The following is an 18,705-nucleotide window of genomic DNA, read 5'->3' as shown; positions in this document are numbered from 1 at the left end:
ATTCTAATTTATTAATGGTAATTTTATTATGAAGGTACTTCCTTTTCCCTTTTCACTTTCTACATAAACTTGACCGTTGTGGTCCTCAACAATTCTCTTTACATAAGCTAAACCTAAACCATGCCCTTTAACATTGTGCAAATCTCCAGTATGCTCTCTGTAAAATTTTTCGAAAATTCTTTTCTGAGCTGTTTTACCCATTCCTAACCCATTATCCTTAACTTTAATGATAACCATATCTTTTACATTTTCAGTATAAACATCAATTTTAGGAACATCCGGGGAATATTTAATTGCGTTTTCTAATATATTAACCAGCACGTTTGTAAAATGAACATCATTTAATAAAACAGTCTTTCTCGTGGCATCATAATGCGTTGTAACTGTTCCCTCTCTATCCTCCAAAATCAAATTAACATGCTCAATTGCTTCATTAATGATTTCTTCTAAATTACAAGACTCCTTAGCTATGTCTAACTCTTTTTTCTCTAATTTAGAAATTCGCAGCACATTTTCTACTTGGGCATGCATCCTCTTATTCTCATCCCTAATCATTTGAAGGTATCGTAATACCTTTTCCTTATCATCAATTATTTTAGGATTTTTTATAGCATCCAAAGCTAAATTGATAGTTGCAATAGGCGTTTTAAATTCATGTGTCATATTATTGATAAAATCTGTTTTTATCTCAGATATATGACGTTGCCGAATCAATTGATTCAATGCACTTGAATAAGCAATAAGAATGATCAGCGTAAATATTATCGATAGTATCGTTATACTAACAAGCTCAGATAATAAAAATTTCTTTTTATGAGGAAATGTAACTAGCAATTGATATTTACTATTTCCCTCGTTATCCGTAAAAATAGGGATTGAATAAGTGGCATTTTTATCATATTTAAAATCATCTGACTTTACCTTTGTTGCCAAATTATTACTATAAATCCCAAATTCGAATTTTGTATTTACACCACGCTCCTCTAATTCTTTTTTTATTAGTTTCTGCAAAATTTCTTTTGAAACCCTTTCTTCTAAGGGCATTGCTGAGGCAATATCTTTGAAAAATATTTCAAATTGAGCATTATCTAAAATATCCAAATTTCCTGATTTTTCAATTCTAACATCTGGAATTAAGCTTTGTCCAACGCCTGAATTATCAATATTATTGTTATTATAAACTTCAGTAACACGCTTAGAATTAAAATTCTTAAATCTTTCTGTATCAAACTTCTTATCAAAGAACGATGAAGATATTTTGTAATCCTCCGATATAATGCTGTTAGAATATATTATTGTTTTATTCGTTTTTGGATTTTTTTGAACGTAATAAAACTCTAATAAGTCATTTTTTTTAGGAACTTTTCCAGTGCTGTCTTTGTAATGATTGTACTTATCATAAAAACTGTATGCTTCTTGTTTTTGAAGTTTATCAGCAACATTACCAATAACTTGTTTAACATGAAATTTGAATTGCTCATCATTGTTTTTGAATGATGTATTAAACCAGTAAACTTGAACCAATATTATCCCAATCAAGGACAAGCTCATTAATAATACCAATAATCTAAAAAAAAGTTTATTCATCGAAACAAAATTAGTATTTTAACAATATATTAAATAATACATTAACCAAACATTAACATCTAAGTAACATTTTGTTTAATCTTTAAAAATTTAAGAATTTTAACAGTTTTTGACTTAGTTTCTTCAATATTTGTGTTTTTAATGATAAAATCACTTTTTGAAATGCGTTTTTCGTCATTCCACTGCATATTAATTCTTTTTAAAACCTGCTCCCGTGTGGTTTTATCTCTATTAATAACCCTTTGAATCCTTGTTTCTAATGGTGCAATGACCGATATTATTAAATCACAATTTTTATAGCCGCCACTTTCAAACAAAATGGCGGCTTCGTAAATTACAAATGGAGCGTCTTTATGATTTAATAGCCATTCCTTAAAATGTTTTTTTACGGCAGGATGAATAATTGCATTCAATTGTTCCAGTTTTTCAGGATCACTAAAAACTATTTCGGCAAGTTTTTCTCTGTTTAATATATTTTTTTCAAAAACTGTAATACCAAATACAGTTCTAATAGCATTAATAACTTCTGAGGATTGCATCAGTTTTCTCGCTTCATCATCAGCAATGTACACAGCAACTCCTAAAGATAAAAATTCATTGGCAATTGTAGTTTTCCCACTGCCAATACCGCCTGTTAAACCAATAATTTTAGTCATATTAAACGTTAAAGAATAAATCTGGAAAAGCTTCCTGCGGTTTATGTTTGAGAATGATAATTTTTACAAATGATTCTAAAAATCCTACTCCGTATCCGTAAAATTGCTTCCAAACAGCAATTAGAGATAAATAGCCTATTTTCAGACTCTTATTCTGGTAAGTAGACACCAAAAATAGTACCAAAAAATAACCAAAATAAAATTTAAGCAGTAAATCATAATTAAAAATCAATAATACTATTGCTAAAATAAATCCTATTAAAAAGAAGGTTGGGAAGAAAAAAGTAATTTTATTATATTTTGGGTACCAGCTATTTAAGATGGGTCTTGCCTTACCAAATTTCTTCACCTGAACAGAAAACTTATCCCAGTCTATTCTTCGTTTATGGTATACAAATGCTTTAGAAAAAAGTTTAGTTTCAAAACCCAAATTCCATAAACGTATTGATAAATCTGGATCTTCTCCTGGGTGAATATTTCCAAAACCTTTTGATGCTTCAAAAGCTTTTCGAGATAATCCCATATTAAAACTTCGAGGCTGAAACTTATCAATCGTTTCTGAACCACCTCGTATTCCTCCAGTAGTAAGGAATGAAGTCATAGCGAAATTGATCGCTTTTTGAATATCTGAAAAACTATCCAACGCTTTATCTGGCCCTCCAAAACAATCAACATAGTTTTGCTTTAAAGCGGTGTCTACTTCCGATAAATAGTGTTTTGGAATAATACAATCAGAATCAAAAATGATAAAGTAATCGCCTCTAGCCTTTTTCATTCCGTAATTTCTGGAATCTCCAGGTCCTGAATTTTCTTTATAATAATAGGAAATATCTAATTTATCCCCATATTTTTGAGCAACATCTTGGCATCTTATTGTTGAGCCATCTTCAACAATCACAATTTCAAATATTTCATTATAATCGGATTGTGATAAACTTTCTAAAAGTTCATCTACTTCTTCTGGACGATTGTAAACTGGAATGATTAAGGAAAATAACATACTCTTGAATGTGGTATTTAGGTATTAATTTTTATTGATGCAAAAATTTTAATAAAGATAATCTTTATCCAAAAAAAAACCTTCAAATAGCATTTGATGGTTCTTGATAGAAATATTTTTCAATCTATTCAAACATCTCCATTACTTCCTGGCTTACTCCCATATTTGAGAACCCTCCATCGTGTAATAAATTTTGTAAAGTTACTTTCCTTGTTAAGTCAGAAAACATAGATACAGTATAGTTAGCGCAATCTAAAGCTGATGCATTTCCCAAAGGCGACATTTTTTCAGCAAAAGCTATAAATCCTCCAAAACCTTTTACGCCCTGACCTGCTTTTGTGGCTGTTGGTGATTGCGAAATAGTATTAACTCGTACTTTTTTATCTCTTCCAAAGAAATATCCAAAACTGCGGGCGATTGATTCTAAATACGCTTTATTATCCGCCATATCATTATAGTCCGGAAAAACACGTTGCGCTGCCATATACGACAAAGCGACGATACTTCCCCACTCATTCATGGCATCTTTTTTATACAAAACCTGCATTACTTTATGAAAAGAAACCGCAGATACATTCCATCCTTTCTCGGTATAATCATAATTTTGATTGGTGTAATGGTTTTCTTTTCGGACATTTACTGACATTCCAATCGAGTGCAAAACAAAATCGATTCTTCCTCCTAAAATTATAATTGCCTGATCTACAAGGTTTTCAATATCATTCACAGATGTGGCATCCGCAGGTATAACTTGAGAACCTGTTTTTTGAGCGAGTTGATCAATAGTTCCCATTCTCATCGCGGCTGGCGCATTAGAAAGAACAAAAACGCCTCCTTCTTCATACACTCTTTCTGCGGTTTTCCATGCTATCGAATTTTCATCTAATGCACCAAAAATAATTCCTCTTTTTCCCTTAAGTAAGTTGTACATTATACAATTAATTTAAATGTGTTTAAAAAATTAATGCACCTTAATTTCGAAATGAATAAAACCATTGAGAAATTAAGATGCATTACAGAAACTAATATTTAATTTAGTAATTGGATTAAGCGATACTTTCGATGTTTACTACTTCGTTTGTATCCGCATTATAATCTACCCCATCGACGTCAAAGCCAAATAAATTGTAGAAATCTTTTCTGTACCCTTCTAAATCACCTATTTCAGATAAGTTTTCAGTAACAGCATCGATCCATAATTTAGCCACTTTTTCCTGAACATCACGACGCATTTCTAAATCGTCGATGCGGATTCTTCCTGACTCATCAACTGGAACTTCATTTCCAGTATATAATCTTTCTTGATATAATCGTTGAATTTGCTCAATACAACCTTCGTGAATTCCTTCTTCTTTCATTATTTTATACAACAAAGAAATATACAATGGAATAACAGGAATTGCAGAACTTGCTTGTGTTACTAATGCTTTATTTACAGAAACAAATGCTTTCCCATCAATGTCAGCTAAACTATTAGTGATAGTAAATGCAGTCGCTTCAAGGTGATCTTTAGCACGGCCAATAGTTCCTTTTCTATAAACTGCCTCCGTCAAAGATGGTCCAATATAAGAATAAGCAACAGTTGTAGCGCCAAGAGCAAGAAGATTTTCTGCTTTTAAAGCATCAATCCACATAGCCCAATCTTCACCACCCATAACGGCAATGGTATTTTCAATATCATCACCACTGGAAGGCTCGATTGAAATTTCTGAAACTTTCCCTGAATGAAAATCAACGGTTTTATTGGTAAAAGTACTTCCGATAGGTTTCAAAACAGATCGGTGCAAAATACCTGTAACCGGATGCATACGAACCGGAGAGGCTAAACTGTAGATAACTAAATCAACTTGACCTAAATCAGCTTTAATTAAATCTAATGTTTGTTTTTTAATTTCATTTGAAAACGCATCGCCATTAACACTTTTTGCATATAAACCTGCTTTTTGTGCTTCATTTTCAAAAGCAGCAGAATTATACCAACCCGGCGACGCTGTTTTACCTTCAGAAGGTGCTTTTTCAAAAAACACACCAATAGTTGCTGCATCTGAACCAAAAGCACTTGTAATCCTCGAAGCCAGTCCAAAACCAGTTGAAGCTCCAATTACTAATACTTTCTTAGCTCCCGCAATAGGACCTTTTGATTTAATATATTCAATTTGATTTTTAACATTTTGTTCGCATCCCTTTGGGTGAGATGTCGTACAAATAAATCCTCTCATTCTTGGTTCAATAATCATAACTATCTTTTATTTCCGTTTTTATATTCTTGGACTTCTTTATTCTTTAATTCAAAAAAAATATAAATATCTTATTTAATAATTTTATTAATATTTTCTCTTACTGTTATTATATCTATTTTCTTGTTTTTACATTCAGTGTTTTCCGTTTGGTTACTGGTCAAAAATTCATTGAAATCTTTACAGTCCTTTAAAACATTAAACTCCTTTTTATTGATGTCAAATACAATTCCTTTTAATCTATTCATTGAAGCACCTATAACACCTCCAATAGCTCCACCACTTCCGTAGGCTAATCCTTTTGACCAACCATTAGCAAGTTCTGCCTCTAAGTATAGAAATTTTCAGGCTTGTAAAACCCTATGATACGAATTTGGATTATCGCCTTCTTCACTCTTATCACCTTTTACTGCATATTTACGGAAATTTTTTTGTTGTATATAAAGATTTCCATTGAGCGAAACAGCGAAAACTCCAGTCAATTTGGTTTCATCAGCAATAGTGGTTAAAAAAACATGATCTACAATAGAATCTTTATGTATTAATTTTTTTTCAAACCCTATAATTTCTCTGCGTTCAACTGGATTAAGTTTCGTCTTTTTCTTATTAATAAAGTCTTCTAAAGTAACATAAAATCCTTCTGAATAATCACTAACAGAATACATAGAATTATTGGCTGCACCTGAACCAACTACTTGATCAGAGTCTAAAGCTTGTCCAAAAGAGGTATTAAAAAAAGCAATGCAAATTATAGTCAATATCCCGATATATTTTTTGAAACACATATTTTATTTTTTAAATAGTAAAATTGAATTAAATCCGTGTTAATTTTTTAGAAACAAATATAAAGCTAAAAATTAATTCAGCAAGGCTTTTGCGTGATTTAAGGCCGAAGCAGAAACGACAGTTCCCGATAACATTTGGGCTATTTCGACAACACGTTCCTCATTGCTCAATAACTTTAACTCCGATTGCGTATCCTCACCAACAGTTGATTTGAATACTTTGAAATGTGCATTTCCTTTTGCAGCGATTTGTGGTAAATGTGTGATGGCAAATATTTGCATTTCTTGACTCATCTCTTTCATAATTTCTCCCATTCTAATTGCAATCTCTCCCGAAACACCAGTATCAATTTCATCAAAAATTAGTGTTGGTAATTTAGAGTATTTTGCTAATATCGCCTTTACAGCAAGCATAATTCTAGACATTTCTCCTCCAGAAGCCACTTTTTTCAGCAAACCGAAATCTGTTCCTTTATTAGCAGAAAATAAAAACTGAAGCTCGTCTTTTCCGTTAGACAAATATGTCAAAGATTTATTTAGCTCCATTTTAAAACGCACATTGGGCATTCCTAAAGTTTCTAAAATAGTGATTAACTTTTGAGATAAAACAGGAATTGACTCCAATCTATTCCTGTGAATTGCATCCGAAAAATCATCTAATGCAATTGTTTTTTGCTTAATCGAATTGGTCAGTGCGGTAATTTCTTCTTCTATATTCCCTAATTCTAAAACGGAATTTTCTAACTTGGTTTGAATTTCCAATAAATCGTCCACTGAGGAAACCTGATGTTTCTTTTGCAGATTAAAAATAACTTGCAACTTTTGACTAATTAAATCCAATTGCTCCGGGTCATTAATAAGTTTTTCTGAGCATCTGTTTAGCTCATCTGAGATATCATCAAATTCAATTGTTATACTCGTAATTCGTTCTAAAAAGGAATGATATTCTGTAGAGAAAGAAGCAATTTTTTGCAATGAAATTTTGATTTCTTTTAAGTTATGCAAAACGCCTATTTGTTCTTCATTGGCAATAGCCAAAGATTTATCTATTGATTCTTTTATAATCTCAACATTATTCAATTTTTCAAAATCAGCTTCAAGAACTTCTTGTTCGCCAGATTTCAATTGTGCCGCAACTAACTCCTCTAATAAAAAAGTATTGTATTCTTGTTCTTTTGCAGCTTCGCTTTGTCTTTTTAGCAGTGAATTTAATTTGGATTTATTCGATTTATAACTTTTCAAAAGAATTTGATAATCCAAAATAGTCAATTGATTATTTGCAATTGCATCAATAATTTCGAACTGAACATTTTCATCCGAAAGCTCTTGGGTTTGCTGTTGCGAATGGATATCAATCAAAAACAGACCCAATTCCTGCAGTTCCTGAAGATTTACAGGACTGTCATTTATAAAAGCTCTTGATTTTCCCGAAGGCAGAATTTCACGTCTAATTATAGTGTCTTGTTCATAGTCCAAATCATTTTCTTCAAAAAATGGGAGCAGATTATACTTTGAAATTTCAAAATGAGCTTCAATAATACACTTTTCTTCTTTGTTTTTCAAAGATGTCAGGTCGGCTCTTTTTCCTAAAACTAAGCCTAAAGCTCCTAAAATTATTGACTTACCAGCACCTGTTTCTCCGGTAATTATTGAAAAACCTTTTGAGAAATCAATGGTTAATTTTTCTATAAGCGCATAATTTTTTATCGAAAGAGAGGTAATCATTTAAATTTATTTTGTGATGAAGAATAATGAGTATTTCGTAAATTGAAAAATCAATTAATACTTAATTAATGCCCATTTACTCGAGTTTATAGGAGATACTTTATTCAAATTTTCTACCAAATCGGTAATAGATATACTAGGACCACCTGAGAAAATCGAAACTATCTCATCTGATTTAGCGTCAAAAAATATACGTGTCAAAAATGTATTTGGTCTTGAACTATTCAATTTTGACAAATTAAATAAAGAGGCTTTTATTTTTTCTTTTGAAGATTTCAAATCCTGACTCATCAAATCTAATCCTGTATGATAGTCAAATAAGGTTCGTCTCATGCCAACAAATGTTGGAGATAATAAATCGTTTATCAAAAAGTAGCGATTTTGATTACCATCACTTTGGGTCCATCCTTTGTATCCACCTTGTTGTGCCACATTTGAAATATTTTGCGCTGTTTCAAAATAAGGATTACCGGATTGCAATACAAAAGTATCCGCATCCATACCTAATATTATATTGCTATAAAAAGCTAATATAGACACTAAATTTGAATCGAAAGAAGTTGGATTAAAAATTAAATTTTCAAATTCAGTATATCTAAAGCTGAAATCTTTATCATTATAATTTAATACAGGAGAAGAATAAGATGAATTGAAAACAGGTCTTGATGATTGTACTTGTATTGTTGCGGTAAATTGATCAGAATTGTTAGATAGAATAGTAATATACATCGAACAGTTAACTTTTTCATTTTGTTTAAAAGTTTGCCCAGTCCAATCAGTTTTATTTACAAATTCACTCACTGAAGCTTCTAAAGTTTTGAAAACTTGCTGATTGGCATTGCTTAGTTTCTGTGAATTTACTGTTACCGTACAATTTAACTGTTGCGCTTGCGAAAGCCCAGAAGTTAGTACTAAAAGAAAAGTAATTATTTTATTCATAAAAATGTGCTACTACCTTATTTAATATATCATCAGCCACTGCTTCCTTAGATTTTAAATCCATTGGTTCAATATTAAAAATTTTATCTATAAAAGTAACTTTATTAGTTGCCTTTCCAAAACCCGCTCCTGAATCTTGCAATGAATTTAAAACAATCAAATCTAAGTTTTTTTTCTGAATTTTCAACTTCGCATTCTCAATTTCATTTTCTGATTCTAAAGCAAAACCAATTAAAAACTGATTTTTTTTGATTTCTCCTAAAGAGGCTAAGATATCCTTTGTTTTCTCCAGTTCAATAGTAAAATCATCTGCACTCTTTTTTATCTTTTGCGAAGCTACGTTTTTAGGTTTATAATCGGCAACAGCGGCAGCGGCAATCGCAACATCAGCATCAGCATAATATAGATGGCAAGCATCATACATTTCCTGAGCAGAAACGACAGGAATTACTTTTATCAATGCATTATTTACTTTACAATGCGTAGGACCCGCAACCAGTATTACCGAAGCACCTAAATTTGCAGCACTTGAAGCAATATCAAAACCCATTTTTCCCGATGAATGATTTCCTATAAAACGCACTGGATCTATCGCTTCGTATGTGGGACCGGCAGTAATTAATATTTTCTTTCCTTTCAAGGGTAATCTGCTTTCTAAATCTGCTTCTATAAATGCAACAATATGTTCTGGTTCCGCCATTCTTCCTTCTCCTGAAAGTCCACTAGCCAATTCTCCGCTTTCAGCAGGAATTATAGTATCACCAAATTGAGTCAAGGAGAAAAAATTTGCAATGGTGGATGGATGTTTGTACATATCTAAATCCATTGCAGGAGCATAATAAACGGGGCATTTTGCAGATAAATAGGCCGCAATCAAAAGATTATCACAAGTACCGTTTGCCATTTTAGACAAGGTATTTGCCGTAGCTGGAGCAATAACCATTAAATCAGCCCAAAGCGCTAATTCAACATGATTATTCCATTCTTCATTCTCATCATCTTGATTGTAAAAGCTGGAAAATACAGGATTTTTAGATAACGTAGATAACGTTAATGGAGTTATAAAATCCTTAGAAGCAGGTGTCATTATCACTTGGACATGTGCACCTGCTTTTATGAAAAGTCGTACTAATGAGGCTGTTTTATAGGCTGCAATCCCACCAGAAATACCTAGTAAAATTTTCTTACCGTTTAAAACTGACATTGTACTATTATTTATTTGAATCTCTATGATAGATTTTACCATCCAACCATTCTTGAACTGCTAAAGCGTGTGGTTTTGGCAATTTTTCGTAAAATTTAGAAACCTCAATTTGTTCTTTATTTTCAAAAACTTCTTCAAGACTGTCATTATATGTAGCAAATTCTTCCAATTTCTCTGTCAATTCTTTTTTGATTTCAGAGTTGATTTGGTTTGCTCTTTTAGCCATAATGGTTATCGCTTCATACACATTACCAGTAGGTTCTTCAATAACGTTTTTGTTGTATGTAATTGTATTTACCGGAGCATTCGTCTTTTTTAAATCCATGACTTTATTTATTAAATTTTTGTAAATCTTTTTCAATTCGAGCTAACATTTCGTCCTCTATCTTTTTATATTTTGAATTTGCATTAAACTTTACAAGATTTGAATGTGCTGTTTTTGCTACATTTAATCTTTCTTCCATTTTTGCAGGAATACTGTTAATTGCTAATTGGTAAGCAGAATCATATTTATAAAACAAGGCATCTTCCTTGTATGTTGTACCAGGATAATCACCTAAAAAATTATCAAAAGCTACTATTGCAGACTTGTAATCTGAAATAGTATTATATCCTTTAGCATTTTCATACACCTTTTTTTCAATCTTTTCAGTTAGCACTTTTACAGTTGCATTTGCCTGAGCTAAATATTGCGAGTTAGGGTAATTATCGATAAATGCTTGTAATTTTTCAATAGCCTTAAAGGTATCTTTTTGATCTAAACTATATACTGGCGACAGCATTGAATAACTTTTTGCTCCTAAATAAGCAGCTTCTTGTATTTTTTCACTTTTCGGATATCCAGATACAAAACTCTCAAATTGATATCCGGCTAAATAGTATTGTTTGGTTTTGTAATACGATTGAGCAAACATGTAAAACAACTTTTCAGCTTGTGGTTTCCCTCTGTAAGCGGGAGCGATTTGCTCAAAAAGGCGTATTGCTTTGGTATATTTACCTGAATCATACAATTTAGTTGCCATGTCAAATTTTACAGCAACATCTTCGGTTTTCAATGCTTTTTGATATTCATTGCAAGAACTAAAAACAACAATAAGAAGCAATAGAGATATTATTTTTTTCATTTTTTTACTTTTTTCCTGACTTTCACAGTTTATTTTAACATAAAAAATCATACCGAAGTTTCGGTGGCAAATTTAGTTATTAATTTAGCTACTTCAAAATATATTTTTGTTTAAAAAAATATAACGCTTATTACCCTATTTTATTGATTTTTTTAACAAACTGGTCAATTCGTTCCGTTAATGATTGATCTACTTTAATCAATGGTAAACGAACAACATTTTCAGCTATTCCCAGTGACATAAACACTTGTTTGATTCCTGCAGGATTTCCTTGTTCAAAAATCATATCAATACAGTCATCTAAAATATATTGCGTTTTGAATGCTTCATCTACTTTTCTATTCAACCCCAACCGTATCATTTCAGAAAATTCTTTGGGAAATCCTTGTCCGATTACAGATATAACCCCTGATCCGCCCGCCAAAACCATCGGTAAGGCAATCATATCATCTCCAGATATCACAAGGAAATCTTTTGGCTTATTTTTTAATAATTGCATCGCTTGTACAATATCGCCTGCAGCTTCCTTGATGGCAACCACATTTTTAAAATCATTTGCCAATCGCAAAACAGTTGAAGGCAACATATTACTGGCCGTTCTTCCTGGAACATTATATAAAATTACTGGAATGGGAGATGCTTCGGCGACTGCTTTGAAGTGTTGATAAATACCTTCTTGGGTTGGTTTATTATAATACGGTGAAACAGAAAGAATTGCCGCAAACGATGATAAATCTCTAGTTTTAAGCTCGTCGACTACCTTCATCGTGTTATTCCCACCTACTCCTAAAACCAAAGGTAAACTACCGTTATTAGCATCAATGACAGTTTTAATAACTAATTCTTTTTCCTCTTGAGACAATGTCGCATTTTCGGCAGTTGTGCCAAGCACTACAAGATATTCAATTCCTCCATCGATTGAAAAATTTACAATTCTTCTCAATGCTTCTGTGTCAATTGAAAAATCTTCTTTAAATGGAGTTACAAGGGCAACACCAGTTCCTATTAATGATTGCATATTATTGTATTATATTTTGTTTAAATAATTTTAAATATCTGAATAATTCAGCTGTGAAAATCTTATAATTTTTGACATTCATATCAATGGTCAAATGATTTAATTTTTTATCGATTGTTGAAAAACCGGCTTTAAATACTGCTTTTGAATTATGTGTAATCAGCATTAATATTGCTTTTTCTACATCGTAATAACTTATGAGTAAATCAAACTTTTCATTTATAAAGTCATTTACGTTGGGATTTTTTATTTCTCCCTTCCAATTAAGATGTTTATCTGTGAAACCAAGTTGTGAATTTACATCATTTAACTTAAATCTATCTTTATACACTATCGTTTTAATGCTTTTCACCGGAATTCCGTTTGCTATCAACTCCTTAATCAGTGCTTCTTTTTCTGTGAAATGACTGGCATCGATAAGCAAACCAACAGTTTCTATTCCAACTGAAAGTATATTACTTTTTAAATTGTGCAAACTGTTTTTTAATTTTCTTTTTACGTAGAAATCCTTTATATAATTTAAAAACATACTACTTTTACTTTGTTACAAAATTAATTAATTAAGTCGCATTTAAAATGGTAAATCTAAAAAAGTATAACGATGTTTTAAAACTTTTTGTTATATTCTTAACATTTTTTTTTATTGCTTCCTGCAGCAAACAAAATTATCATGTTTCTAAAATTGAGGGCAAACAAATTCCTATTACTGAAATAGGTAATTTACTTGTCAACTCAAGTCTTCCAGATGAAAAGTCAATGCAAATTGAAAATTTTATTAAACCCTACCGCGAACATATTAATAAAGATTTAGACAGTATTCTTGCCTATTGTCCGGTTACACTAGATAAAAGTTCTGGTAAATGGCAAACAACTATTGGAAATTTAATAGCTGATGTTACACTGCAGCGTGGCAATCTGGTATTTAATGCCAGAGAAAAAAAGAATATCGATATTTGTTTACTCAATAACGGTGGCATTCGGTCTATTCTTCCAAAAGGAAATGTTACGAGCAGAACGGCTTTTGAAATCATGCCTTTTGAAAATACTATGGTTGTTATTGCTTTGAAAGGAGAACAAATTCTTGAATTGGTTGACTATTTTATTGCCGAGAAAAAACCACACCCAATCTCCGGAATTACTTTTACAATAGGCAAAGACAATGTTGCTAAAAACATATTAGTTCAAGGAAAATCGATTGAAAGAAACAAAATTTATTATGTAGGTACCAATGATTATTTATCAAATGGTGGTGACAATATGAGTTTCTTTAAAAAAGGAGTTCAGAAATTTGATTTGGATTACAAATTACGAAATATCCTGATTGATTATTTCAAAGAAGTAGATACAATTCCTGTGGTAAATGATATCAGAATTACTGTTGAATAAAATTAGTGTTCATTCTCAGCATTCATTTTGAATCGCTAGAAAATAGTTTCATAAATATATAGCCCTAGCCCCGAGTGAAGTGAAAATCCTTTTTATCTGCCTTTTTGGCGGATAAAAAGATTGCAACGGAAAGCGGGAAATAGCTTCAAAAAAATAAAAAAATGAAAAGAAGAGTTTTTATAGAAAAAACAGCAGCCACCACGGCATTGTTAAGTTTAGGTTTATCATTGAGCAGTTTTGAATCTAAGGAAACTAAACATCTCACGATTCTGCATACCAATGATGTGCACAGTTATATTGATCCATTTCCTGCAAATCATCCCAGAAACCCAGATATGGGCGGTGTCGTGCGAAGAGCTACTCTAATTGAAACAATCAGAAAGGAAAATCCAAACGTTTTATTACTTGATGCGGGTGATATATTTCAGGGAACGCCGTATTTTAACTATTATGGCGGTGAATTAGAGTTCAAATTGATGAGTATGATGAAGTATGATCTTTCAACTATAGGAAATCATGATTTTGATAATGGAGTTGAAGGATTGTATGCTCAAATGCCTCATGCTACGTTTGAATTTGTATCAGCGAATTATGATTTCAAAAATACGGCGATGGATGGCTTTGTAAAGCCTTATAAAATTTTCAACAAAAATGGAATCAAAGTGGGTGTTTTTGGACTCGGCATAGAATTGAATGGTTTGGTAGATAAAGCAATGTATAAAGAAACGGTATATAATAATCCTGTTGAAGCTGCACAAGATATGGTTCGTATCTTAAAGAAAGAAAATCAATGTGATTTAGTAATTTGTTTGTCGCATTTGGGATACAATTACAAAGACGAACCCAATAAACTTTGTGATTTAAAATTAGCTGCAATTACCCAAGATATTGACTTGATAATTGGTGGACACACTCATACTTTTCTAGATAAACCTACTGTTGTAAAAAATCTTACGGGCAAAGACGTTTTAGTAAATCAAGTGGGTTGTTACGGAATTAATTTGGGTAGAATGGATTTTTATTTGGATAATGACAAACAAAATTCATTTAAAGGAACATCAATTATTGTTTAATTTTCGTATCGATTTGTTATTTGCAATAAAGTAATTTACCATAAAAAAATACGAAAATACCTGAGTGCTTATTTCGATTAGACTAAAAGCGGAAAGTGGTAAGTAAAATCCATTTAAAACATAAAAAATATCAGAAAACAAAAAACACAATGACATTAGAAGTAAATTTAGAAAAGCAAAATTACTTTTTGTAATATATTTTACAACAGATATGCAAATCAGAATACTCAGTACGATACTGTAAACTATAATAAGCGAAAAATCTGTTTTCATGTTCTCAAATGGCAAGCTTAAAATAGTAATCGATAAAACAATCATTACAATTATTATACTTATCAAAGATAATACATCTATTTTATCAAACTTTATCTTTTTCAATCCTCTAACAAGAGGAATAATCAGCAGTAAATAAACAATCAAAAAACTGAGTACTGAGCCAATTTCTGAATCTACATATCGCATCAAAACGAAAACGTCTCCTATAAAAGAAAATAGAAAAATCCCTCCTTTAATTAAGTCAATTTTATAATTATTTGTAGTTAGATAATATATAAAAATGGAGGATAATAAAAGAGATTTTGTGTAGAGCAAATATGATTCTTGCCCTACAAAAGTTAGTACCACAGTCAGAATGCAAGCTAAAAAATAAAGTATAAGAGACGGTGTATTAGCTTTCATTTATCAATATCATAAAATCATCTTCGGAAATTATTGGTACATTTAGTTTATTTGCTTTTTCTAATTTTGCCGGTCCCATACTATCTCCTGCAATAACATAATCCGTTTTTGCCGAAATAGAACTTCCCACTTTCCCACCGTTATCTTCAATTGCTTTTTTCAAATCATCCCTTGAATATTTTTCGAAAACACCTGAAACAACAAAGGTTTTTCCTGAGAGTTTGCTAGTTGCATTTGGATTTACTTTTTCAATAATTTCAAATTGAATTCCGTAACTTTTTAATCTTTCAATAATAATTCTATTTTCTATATTTTCAAAAAAATCAATCACACTTTGTGCTATTCTATCTCCAATTTCATCCACTAAAACCAAATCCATCAAAGCAGCCTGACTTAACGCATCAATGCTTTTATAATGTTTGGCTAATTTCTTAGCCACCGTTTCTCCCACAAATCGTATTCCGATAGCATAAAGTACACGTTCGAAAGGAATTTTTTTTGAATTCTCGACCCCTTTCACTAAATTTTCTGCCGATTTTTGAGCCATTCTTTCCAGTGGTAGAATTTGCTCTACAGTCAATTCATACAAATCTGCATAATTATGAACCAATCCGTGATTGAAAAGCAGCCCAACTGTTTCGCCGCCAAGCCCTTCAATATCCATAGCTTTTCGTGAAATGTAATGTTGAATTCTTCCAATAATTTGTGGTGGACAACCATAAAAATTAGGACAATAATGATTTGCCTCGCCTTCACCTCTTACTAATGGCGTATGGCATTCCGGGCAATGAGTGATGTATTTTGTAGGTTCTGAAGTCTCTGGACGTTTTGTCAAATCAACTGTAATAATTTTAGGAATAATCTCTCCTCCTTTTTCTACAAAAACAATATCGCCAACACGTATATCTAATTTCTCAATTTGATCCGCATTGTGCAGCGAAGCGCGCTTTACTACTGTTCCTGCTAATTGTACCGGTTCTAAATTTGCTACTGGCGTAATCGCTCCAGTTCTTCCAACTTGGTATGAAATTGAAACTAGCTTCGTTGAAACTTGTTCTGATTTGAATTTATAGGCAATCGCCCATCGTGGTGATTTAGCAGTAAAACCTAATTCATCCTGATAATGAAAAGAATTTACTTTAACCACTACTCCATCCGTTTCATAAGGCAGTTGATGTCTGTGAACATCCCAGTAATCTATAAATTCAAAAACCGCTTCTAAATTACGAGCCAATTTTGCTTCCTTCGGCACCTTGAAACCCCATTCCCTAGCCGTTTCTAATCCATCAAACTGAGAATTGAACGGTAATTTATTTCCAATTAAAAAATATAGTAAGCAATCCAGGGGTCTTTTGGCAACTTCTGCACTGTCTTGTAATTTCAAACTTCCCGAAGCAGTATTCCTGGGATTTGAATACGGTAATTCACCAATTTCTATTAAGCCTTGGTTCATTTTCTCGAAACCGGCAAATGGTAAAATAATTTCACCACGAACATCAAATGTAGAAGGAAAATTACCTTGTAATTTTAATGGAATTGATTTTATGGTTTTGATATTATTGGTGACGTCATCTCCCTGAAAACCGTCTCCACGAGTCACAGCCCGTTTTAATTTTCCGTTTTCGTAGGTAATACTGATTGATGCACCATCATATTTTAATTCGCAGGTGTATTCTAATGAAACTTCTCCTAATACTTTTTGGATGCGTTTTTCCCAATCTACCAATTCTTCTTTAGAATAAGAATTGTCCAAAGAATACATTCTATATTCATGAGTAACCGTTTGGAAATTTTTAGTAATTGCTCCTCCAACTCTTTGTGTTGGTGAACTTTCATCGAAATATTCCGGGTATTTATCTTCTAAATCCTGTAATTGCTTTAATTTCAAATCAAATTCAAAATCAGAAATTGTTGGTTTATCTAGCACATAATAATTATAGTTGTGTTGATTTAATTCCTCTCTTGATGTTTGAATCGTATTTTGAATGTCCATAGAAAATAAAAATTGGCTGTTTTAGCTTTAGAAATAATCTACTAAAATAGCCAATTTAATAGAAACCCACATCAAAAAAATATTTTTCTTCCGATCAAATGAAAAGTGGGTTCCTGACAACCAAAATTTAAATCTTATTGGGAAGAAATAGCAATAATATTACGACTCTATAATCGAATTTATTTGTTTGTACAATAGACCATCACTCAAAAAAGCACCTTGCTGAATTAGTGCAAAAATTGAAGTGTTTCGCTCCTCTGTAAATTCTTTTTTTCCAGTTTTCATTTCAATGGTCTCTGTAAACATATTATCGCTAAGCCATTGCAATCCCTCTCTAGTCAAAAAGTCAGTTTCTGGAACTAGTGATTTTAAAACTATAGATTGAACGTGAGTGTCAAAGCACTCAAAAAGGAAAATATGGTTCTTCGAAAAATGCTCTAAATAAGTTGCTTTTGAAAGAACTCCCTCCCAAATTAAATCAGAAAATACTTCTAATTCCTGTTCAGCCACTTCTGGTTTTTCTGCTTTAATTTTGTCCCATTCGGCTTTGTCAATTGCTTGAGTAGCTAAGAATGTGCTGAATTCCTGATTCAACTCTTCAAATTGTTCTTTTGTTAATCTTGAATATTTCATTGTTGTAATTTTTGCCACCAGGGCGCTGAGACATAAAGTTTTTTTGGCATTTAATTTCCGATGCAAATTTAGATTTTTTAAACCAAAAAAAAGCCTTCTTTTGGACATGCCCCAAAAAGTTAGACACTATTTGGGGCATTTTTTATGGAAAAAAAAGTAAAATATGATTATGCATTTAAATTAGAATGTGTAGAATTGGTTTTAAAGAAACATTATTCAGAAGGATATGTTTCAAAATTGAAGCAGATTCCAAGATGGAATATCCGTAAGTGGGTCAGTTTTTATAAGACTTATGGTGAAATTAGTTTATTACCAAGAATAAATCAAAGTTATTCAGCCGAATTTAAGTTAAAAGTACTTAAAATCGTAGAAAGGGAATCTCTTTCATTGATGGAAACAGGAATAAGATTTAATATTCCCAATATTGCTATTGTTTCAAAATGGAAAAAAGATTTTGCTAACTTTGGTATTGAAGGATTACAACCAAAACCTAAAGGCAGAGCGATATCTATGAGTGATTATAAGCGTAAAAAACATAAATCAGACAAACTGGACATGCTAACTTAGCCATCACAGAAAGTTAAGAAATAATCTTAATTTTAACCTATGAAACAATTCCGCAAAGTTTATGACAAAGCTTTCAAAGAAAAAGCCGTCCAATTGAGTT

Annotated in this window: 19 protein-coding genes; 3 read left to right on the top strand and 16 right to left on the bottom strand. The window is 31.7% G+C overall.

Annotated elements, in window-relative coordinates:
* Positions 1-3: 3 nt before the first annotated feature.
* The 13 genes from ACFX5D_RS10560 to ACFX5D_RS10500 form a co-directional block, all read right to left on the bottom strand.
* Entirely contained in the window at positions 4-1,587 is a 1,584-nt protein-coding gene (locus ACFX5D_RS10560; RefSeq protein ID WP_073206319.1) for a sensor histidine kinase, read from the bottom strand.
* 59 nt (positions 1,588-1,646) lie between these two features.
* Positions 1,647-2,243, bottom strand: a complete 597-nt coding sequence (gene coaE, locus ACFX5D_RS10555; RefSeq protein ID WP_379858162.1) for a dephospho-CoA kinase — start codon at positions 2,241-2,243, stop codon at positions 1,647-1,649.
* A 1-nt stretch (position 2,244) separates the two neighbouring features.
* Positions 2,245-3,243: a glycosyltransferase family 2 protein gene (locus ACFX5D_RS10550; protein WP_379858161.1), complete on the bottom strand. Its 999-nt coding sequence runs from the start codon at positions 3,241-3,243 to the stop codon at positions 2,245-2,247.
* Between the two features lie 124 nt (positions 3,244-3,367).
* Positions 3,368-4,177: an enoyl-ACP reductase FabI gene (locus tag ACFX5D_RS10545; RefSeq protein WP_379858303.1), complete on the bottom strand. Its 810-nt coding sequence runs from the start codon at positions 4,175-4,177 to the stop codon at positions 3,368-3,370.
* Positions 4,178-4,289: 112 nt separating this feature from the next.
* Positions 4,290-5,480, bottom strand: coding sequence for an enoyl-ACP reductase FabV (gene fabV / locus ACFX5D_RS10540; protein ID WP_379858160.1), 1,191 nt, complete (start codon positions 5,478-5,480; stop codon positions 4,290-4,292).
* A 344-nt stretch (positions 5,481-5,824) separates the two neighbouring features.
* Positions 5,825-6,265, bottom strand: a complete 441-nt coding sequence (locus ACFX5D_RS10535) for a hypothetical protein (protein WP_379858159.1) — start codon at positions 6,263-6,265, stop codon at positions 5,825-5,827.
* Positions 6,266-6,337: 72 nt separating this feature from the next.
* Positions 6,338-7,990 (bottom strand): DNA repair protein RecN, encoded by a 1,653-nt coding sequence (gene recN / locus ACFX5D_RS10530; protein WP_379858158.1) that lies wholly within the window; start codon positions 7,988-7,990, stop codon positions 6,338-6,340.
* A gap of 54 nt (positions 7,991-8,044) precedes the next feature.
* The gene (porD, locus tag ACFX5D_RS10525; RefSeq protein WP_379858157.1) at positions 8,045-8,929 is read right to left on the bottom strand and encodes a type IX secretion system protein PorD; all 885 of its coding nucleotides are present in this window, start codon (positions 8,927-8,929) and stop codon (positions 8,045-8,047) included.
* Positions 8,922-10,133, bottom strand: a complete 1,212-nt coding sequence (gene coaBC, locus ACFX5D_RS10520) for a bifunctional phosphopantothenoylcysteine decarboxylase/phosphopantothenate--cysteine ligase CoaBC (RefSeq protein WP_379858156.1) — start codon at positions 10,131-10,133, stop codon at positions 8,922-8,924. The genes porD and coaBC overlap by 8 nt, the downstream gene beginning before the upstream one ends.
* A gap of 7 nt (positions 10,134-10,140) precedes the next feature.
* The gene (locus tag ACFX5D_RS10515) at positions 10,141-10,458 is read right to left on the bottom strand and encodes a DNA-directed RNA polymerase subunit omega (RefSeq protein ID WP_035671643.1); all 318 of its coding nucleotides are present in this window, start codon (positions 10,456-10,458) and stop codon (positions 10,141-10,143) included.
* 4 nt (positions 10,459-10,462) lie between these two features.
* Positions 10,463-11,257 (bottom strand): outer membrane protein assembly factor BamD, encoded by a 795-nt coding sequence (locus ACFX5D_RS10510; protein ID WP_379858155.1) that lies wholly within the window; start codon positions 11,255-11,257, stop codon positions 10,463-10,465.
* 130 nt (positions 11,258-11,387) lie between these two features.
* Complete coding sequence (gene dapA / locus ACFX5D_RS10505; RefSeq protein ID WP_379858154.1) at positions 11,388-12,275, bottom strand: 4-hydroxy-tetrahydrodipicolinate synthase; 888 nt, start codon at positions 12,273-12,275, stop codon at positions 11,388-11,390.
* Between the two features lies 1 nt (position 12,276).
* The gene (locus tag ACFX5D_RS10500; RefSeq protein ID WP_379858153.1) at positions 12,277-12,804 is read right to left on the bottom strand and encodes a DUF6913 domain-containing protein; all 528 of its coding nucleotides are present in this window, start codon (positions 12,802-12,804) and stop codon (positions 12,277-12,279) included.
* Between the two features lie 47 nt (positions 12,805-12,851).
* Here ACFX5D_RS10500 and ACFX5D_RS10495 point away from each other — a divergent pair, with 47 nt between their 5' ends.
* Together ACFX5D_RS10495 and ACFX5D_RS10490 are read left to right on the top strand one after the other, a co-directional pair.
* Positions 12,852-13,661 (top strand): 5'-nucleotidase C-terminal domain-containing protein, encoded by an 810-nt coding sequence (locus tag ACFX5D_RS10495; RefSeq protein WP_379858152.1) that lies wholly within the window; start codon positions 12,852-12,854, stop codon positions 13,659-13,661.
* A 161-nt stretch (positions 13,662-13,822) separates the two neighbouring features.
* Complete coding sequence (locus ACFX5D_RS10490; protein ID WP_379858151.1) at positions 13,823-14,734, top strand: bifunctional metallophosphatase/5'-nucleotidase; 912 nt, start codon at positions 13,823-13,825, stop codon at positions 14,732-14,734.
* Here the strand turns inward: ACFX5D_RS10490 and ACFX5D_RS10485 are convergent.
* The 3 genes from ACFX5D_RS10485 to ACFX5D_RS10475 all read right to left on the bottom strand — a co-directional run bounded on the left by ACFX5D_RS10485 (position 14,720) and on the right by ACFX5D_RS10475 (position 18,038).
* Positions 14,720-15,412 (bottom strand): lysoplasmalogenase family protein, encoded by a 693-nt coding sequence (locus ACFX5D_RS10485; protein WP_379858150.1) that lies wholly within the window; start codon positions 15,410-15,412, stop codon positions 14,720-14,722. The genes ACFX5D_RS10490 and ACFX5D_RS10485 overlap by 15 nt on opposite strands.
* The gene (gene ligA, locus ACFX5D_RS10480; RefSeq protein ID WP_379858149.1) at positions 15,402-17,405 is read right to left on the bottom strand and encodes an NAD-dependent DNA ligase LigA; all 2,004 of its coding nucleotides are present in this window, start codon (positions 17,403-17,405) and stop codon (positions 15,402-15,404) included. Before ligA ends, ACFX5D_RS10485 begins: the two co-directional genes overlap by 11 nt.
* 159 nt (positions 17,406-17,564) lie before the next feature.
* A complete protein-coding gene (locus ACFX5D_RS10475; RefSeq protein WP_379858148.1) occupies positions 17,565-18,038 on the bottom strand; it encodes a DUF6495 family protein in 474 nt (157 codons plus the stop codon).
* A 144-nt stretch (positions 18,039-18,182) separates the two neighbouring features.
* On the opposite strand from ACFX5D_RS10475, the gene ACFX5D_RS10470 reads away from it, so the two are divergent.
* On the top strand, positions 18,183-18,605 hold the full coding sequence (locus ACFX5D_RS10470; RefSeq protein ID WP_379858147.1) for a helix-turn-helix domain-containing protein: 423 nt from the start codon (positions 18,183-18,185) through the stop codon (positions 18,603-18,605).
* The last annotated feature ends 100 nt before the right edge of the window (positions 18,606-18,705 follow it).

It is taken from the genome of Flavobacterium fructosi (genome assembly GCF_042787335.1).
Lineage (GTDB): Bacteria > Bacteroidota > Bacteroidia > Flavobacteriales > Flavobacteriaceae > Flavobacterium > Flavobacterium fructosi.
This window is presented reverse-complemented; position numbering and strand designations above follow the sequence as displayed.

Bases quoted from the DNA above. Each gene is read 5' to 3' on its own strand.
- coaE (WP_379858162.1), bottom strand. From the start codon at position 2,243: ATGACTAAAATTATTGGTTTAACAGGCGGTATTGGCAGTGGGAAAACT.
- ACFX5D_RS10470 (WP_379858147.1), top strand. From the start codon at position 18,183: ATGGAAAAAAAAGTAAAATATGATTATGCATTTAAATTAGAATGTGTA.
- ACFX5D_RS10495 (WP_379858152.1), top strand. From the start codon at position 12,852: ATGGTAAATCTAAAAAAGTATAACGATGTTTTAAAACTTTTTGTTATA.
- recN (WP_379858158.1), bottom strand. From the start codon at position 7,990: ATGATTACCTCTCTTTCGATAAAAAATTATGCGCTTATAGAAAAATTA.
- ACFX5D_RS10485 (WP_379858150.1), bottom strand. From the start codon at position 15,412: ATGAAAGCTAATACACCGTCTCTTATACTTTATTTTTTAGCTTGCATT.
- ligA (WP_379858149.1), bottom strand. From the start codon at position 17,405: ATGGACATTCAAAATACGATTCAAACATCAAGAGAGGAATTAAATCAA.
- coaBC (WP_379858156.1), bottom strand. From the start codon at position 10,133: ATGTCAGTTTTAAACGGTAAGAAAATTTTACTAGGTATTTCTGGTGGG.
- fabV (WP_379858160.1), bottom strand. From the start codon at position 5,480: ATGATTATTGAACCAAGAATGAGAGGATTTATTTGTACGACATCTCAC.
- ACFX5D_RS10560 (WP_073206319.1), bottom strand. From the start codon at position 1,587: ATGAATAAACTTTTTTTTAGATTATTGGTATTATTAATGAGCTTGTCC.
- porD (WP_379858157.1), bottom strand. From the start codon at position 8,929: ATGAATAAAATAATTACTTTTCTTTTAGTACTAACTTCTGGGCTTTCG.
- ACFX5D_RS10490 (WP_379858151.1), top strand. From the start codon at position 13,823: ATGAAAAGAAGAGTTTTTATAGAAAAAACAGCAGCCACCACGGCATTG.
- ACFX5D_RS10535 (WP_379858159.1), bottom strand. From the start codon at position 6,265: ATGTGTTTCAAAAAATATATCGGGATATTGACTATAATTTGCATTGCT.
- ACFX5D_RS10500 (WP_379858153.1), bottom strand. From the start codon at position 12,804: ATGTTTTTAAATTATATAAAGGATTTCTACGTAAAAAGAAAATTAAAA.
- dapA (WP_379858154.1), bottom strand. From the start codon at position 12,275: ATGCAATCATTAATAGGAACTGGTGTTGCCCTTGTAACTCCATTTAAA.
- ACFX5D_RS10515 (WP_035671643.1), bottom strand. From the start codon at position 10,458: ATGGATTTAAAAAAGACGAATGCTCCGGTAAATACAATTACATACAAC.
- ACFX5D_RS10550 (WP_379858161.1), bottom strand. From the start codon at position 3,243: ATGTTATTTTCCTTAATCATTCCAGTTTACAATCGTCCAGAAGAAGTA.
- ACFX5D_RS10510 (WP_379858155.1), bottom strand. From the start codon at position 11,257: ATGAAAAAAATAATATCTCTATTGCTTCTTATTGTTGTTTTTAGTTCT.
- ACFX5D_RS10475 (WP_379858148.1), bottom strand. From the start codon at position 18,038: ATGAAATATTCAAGATTAACAAAAGAACAATTTGAAGAGTTGAATCAG.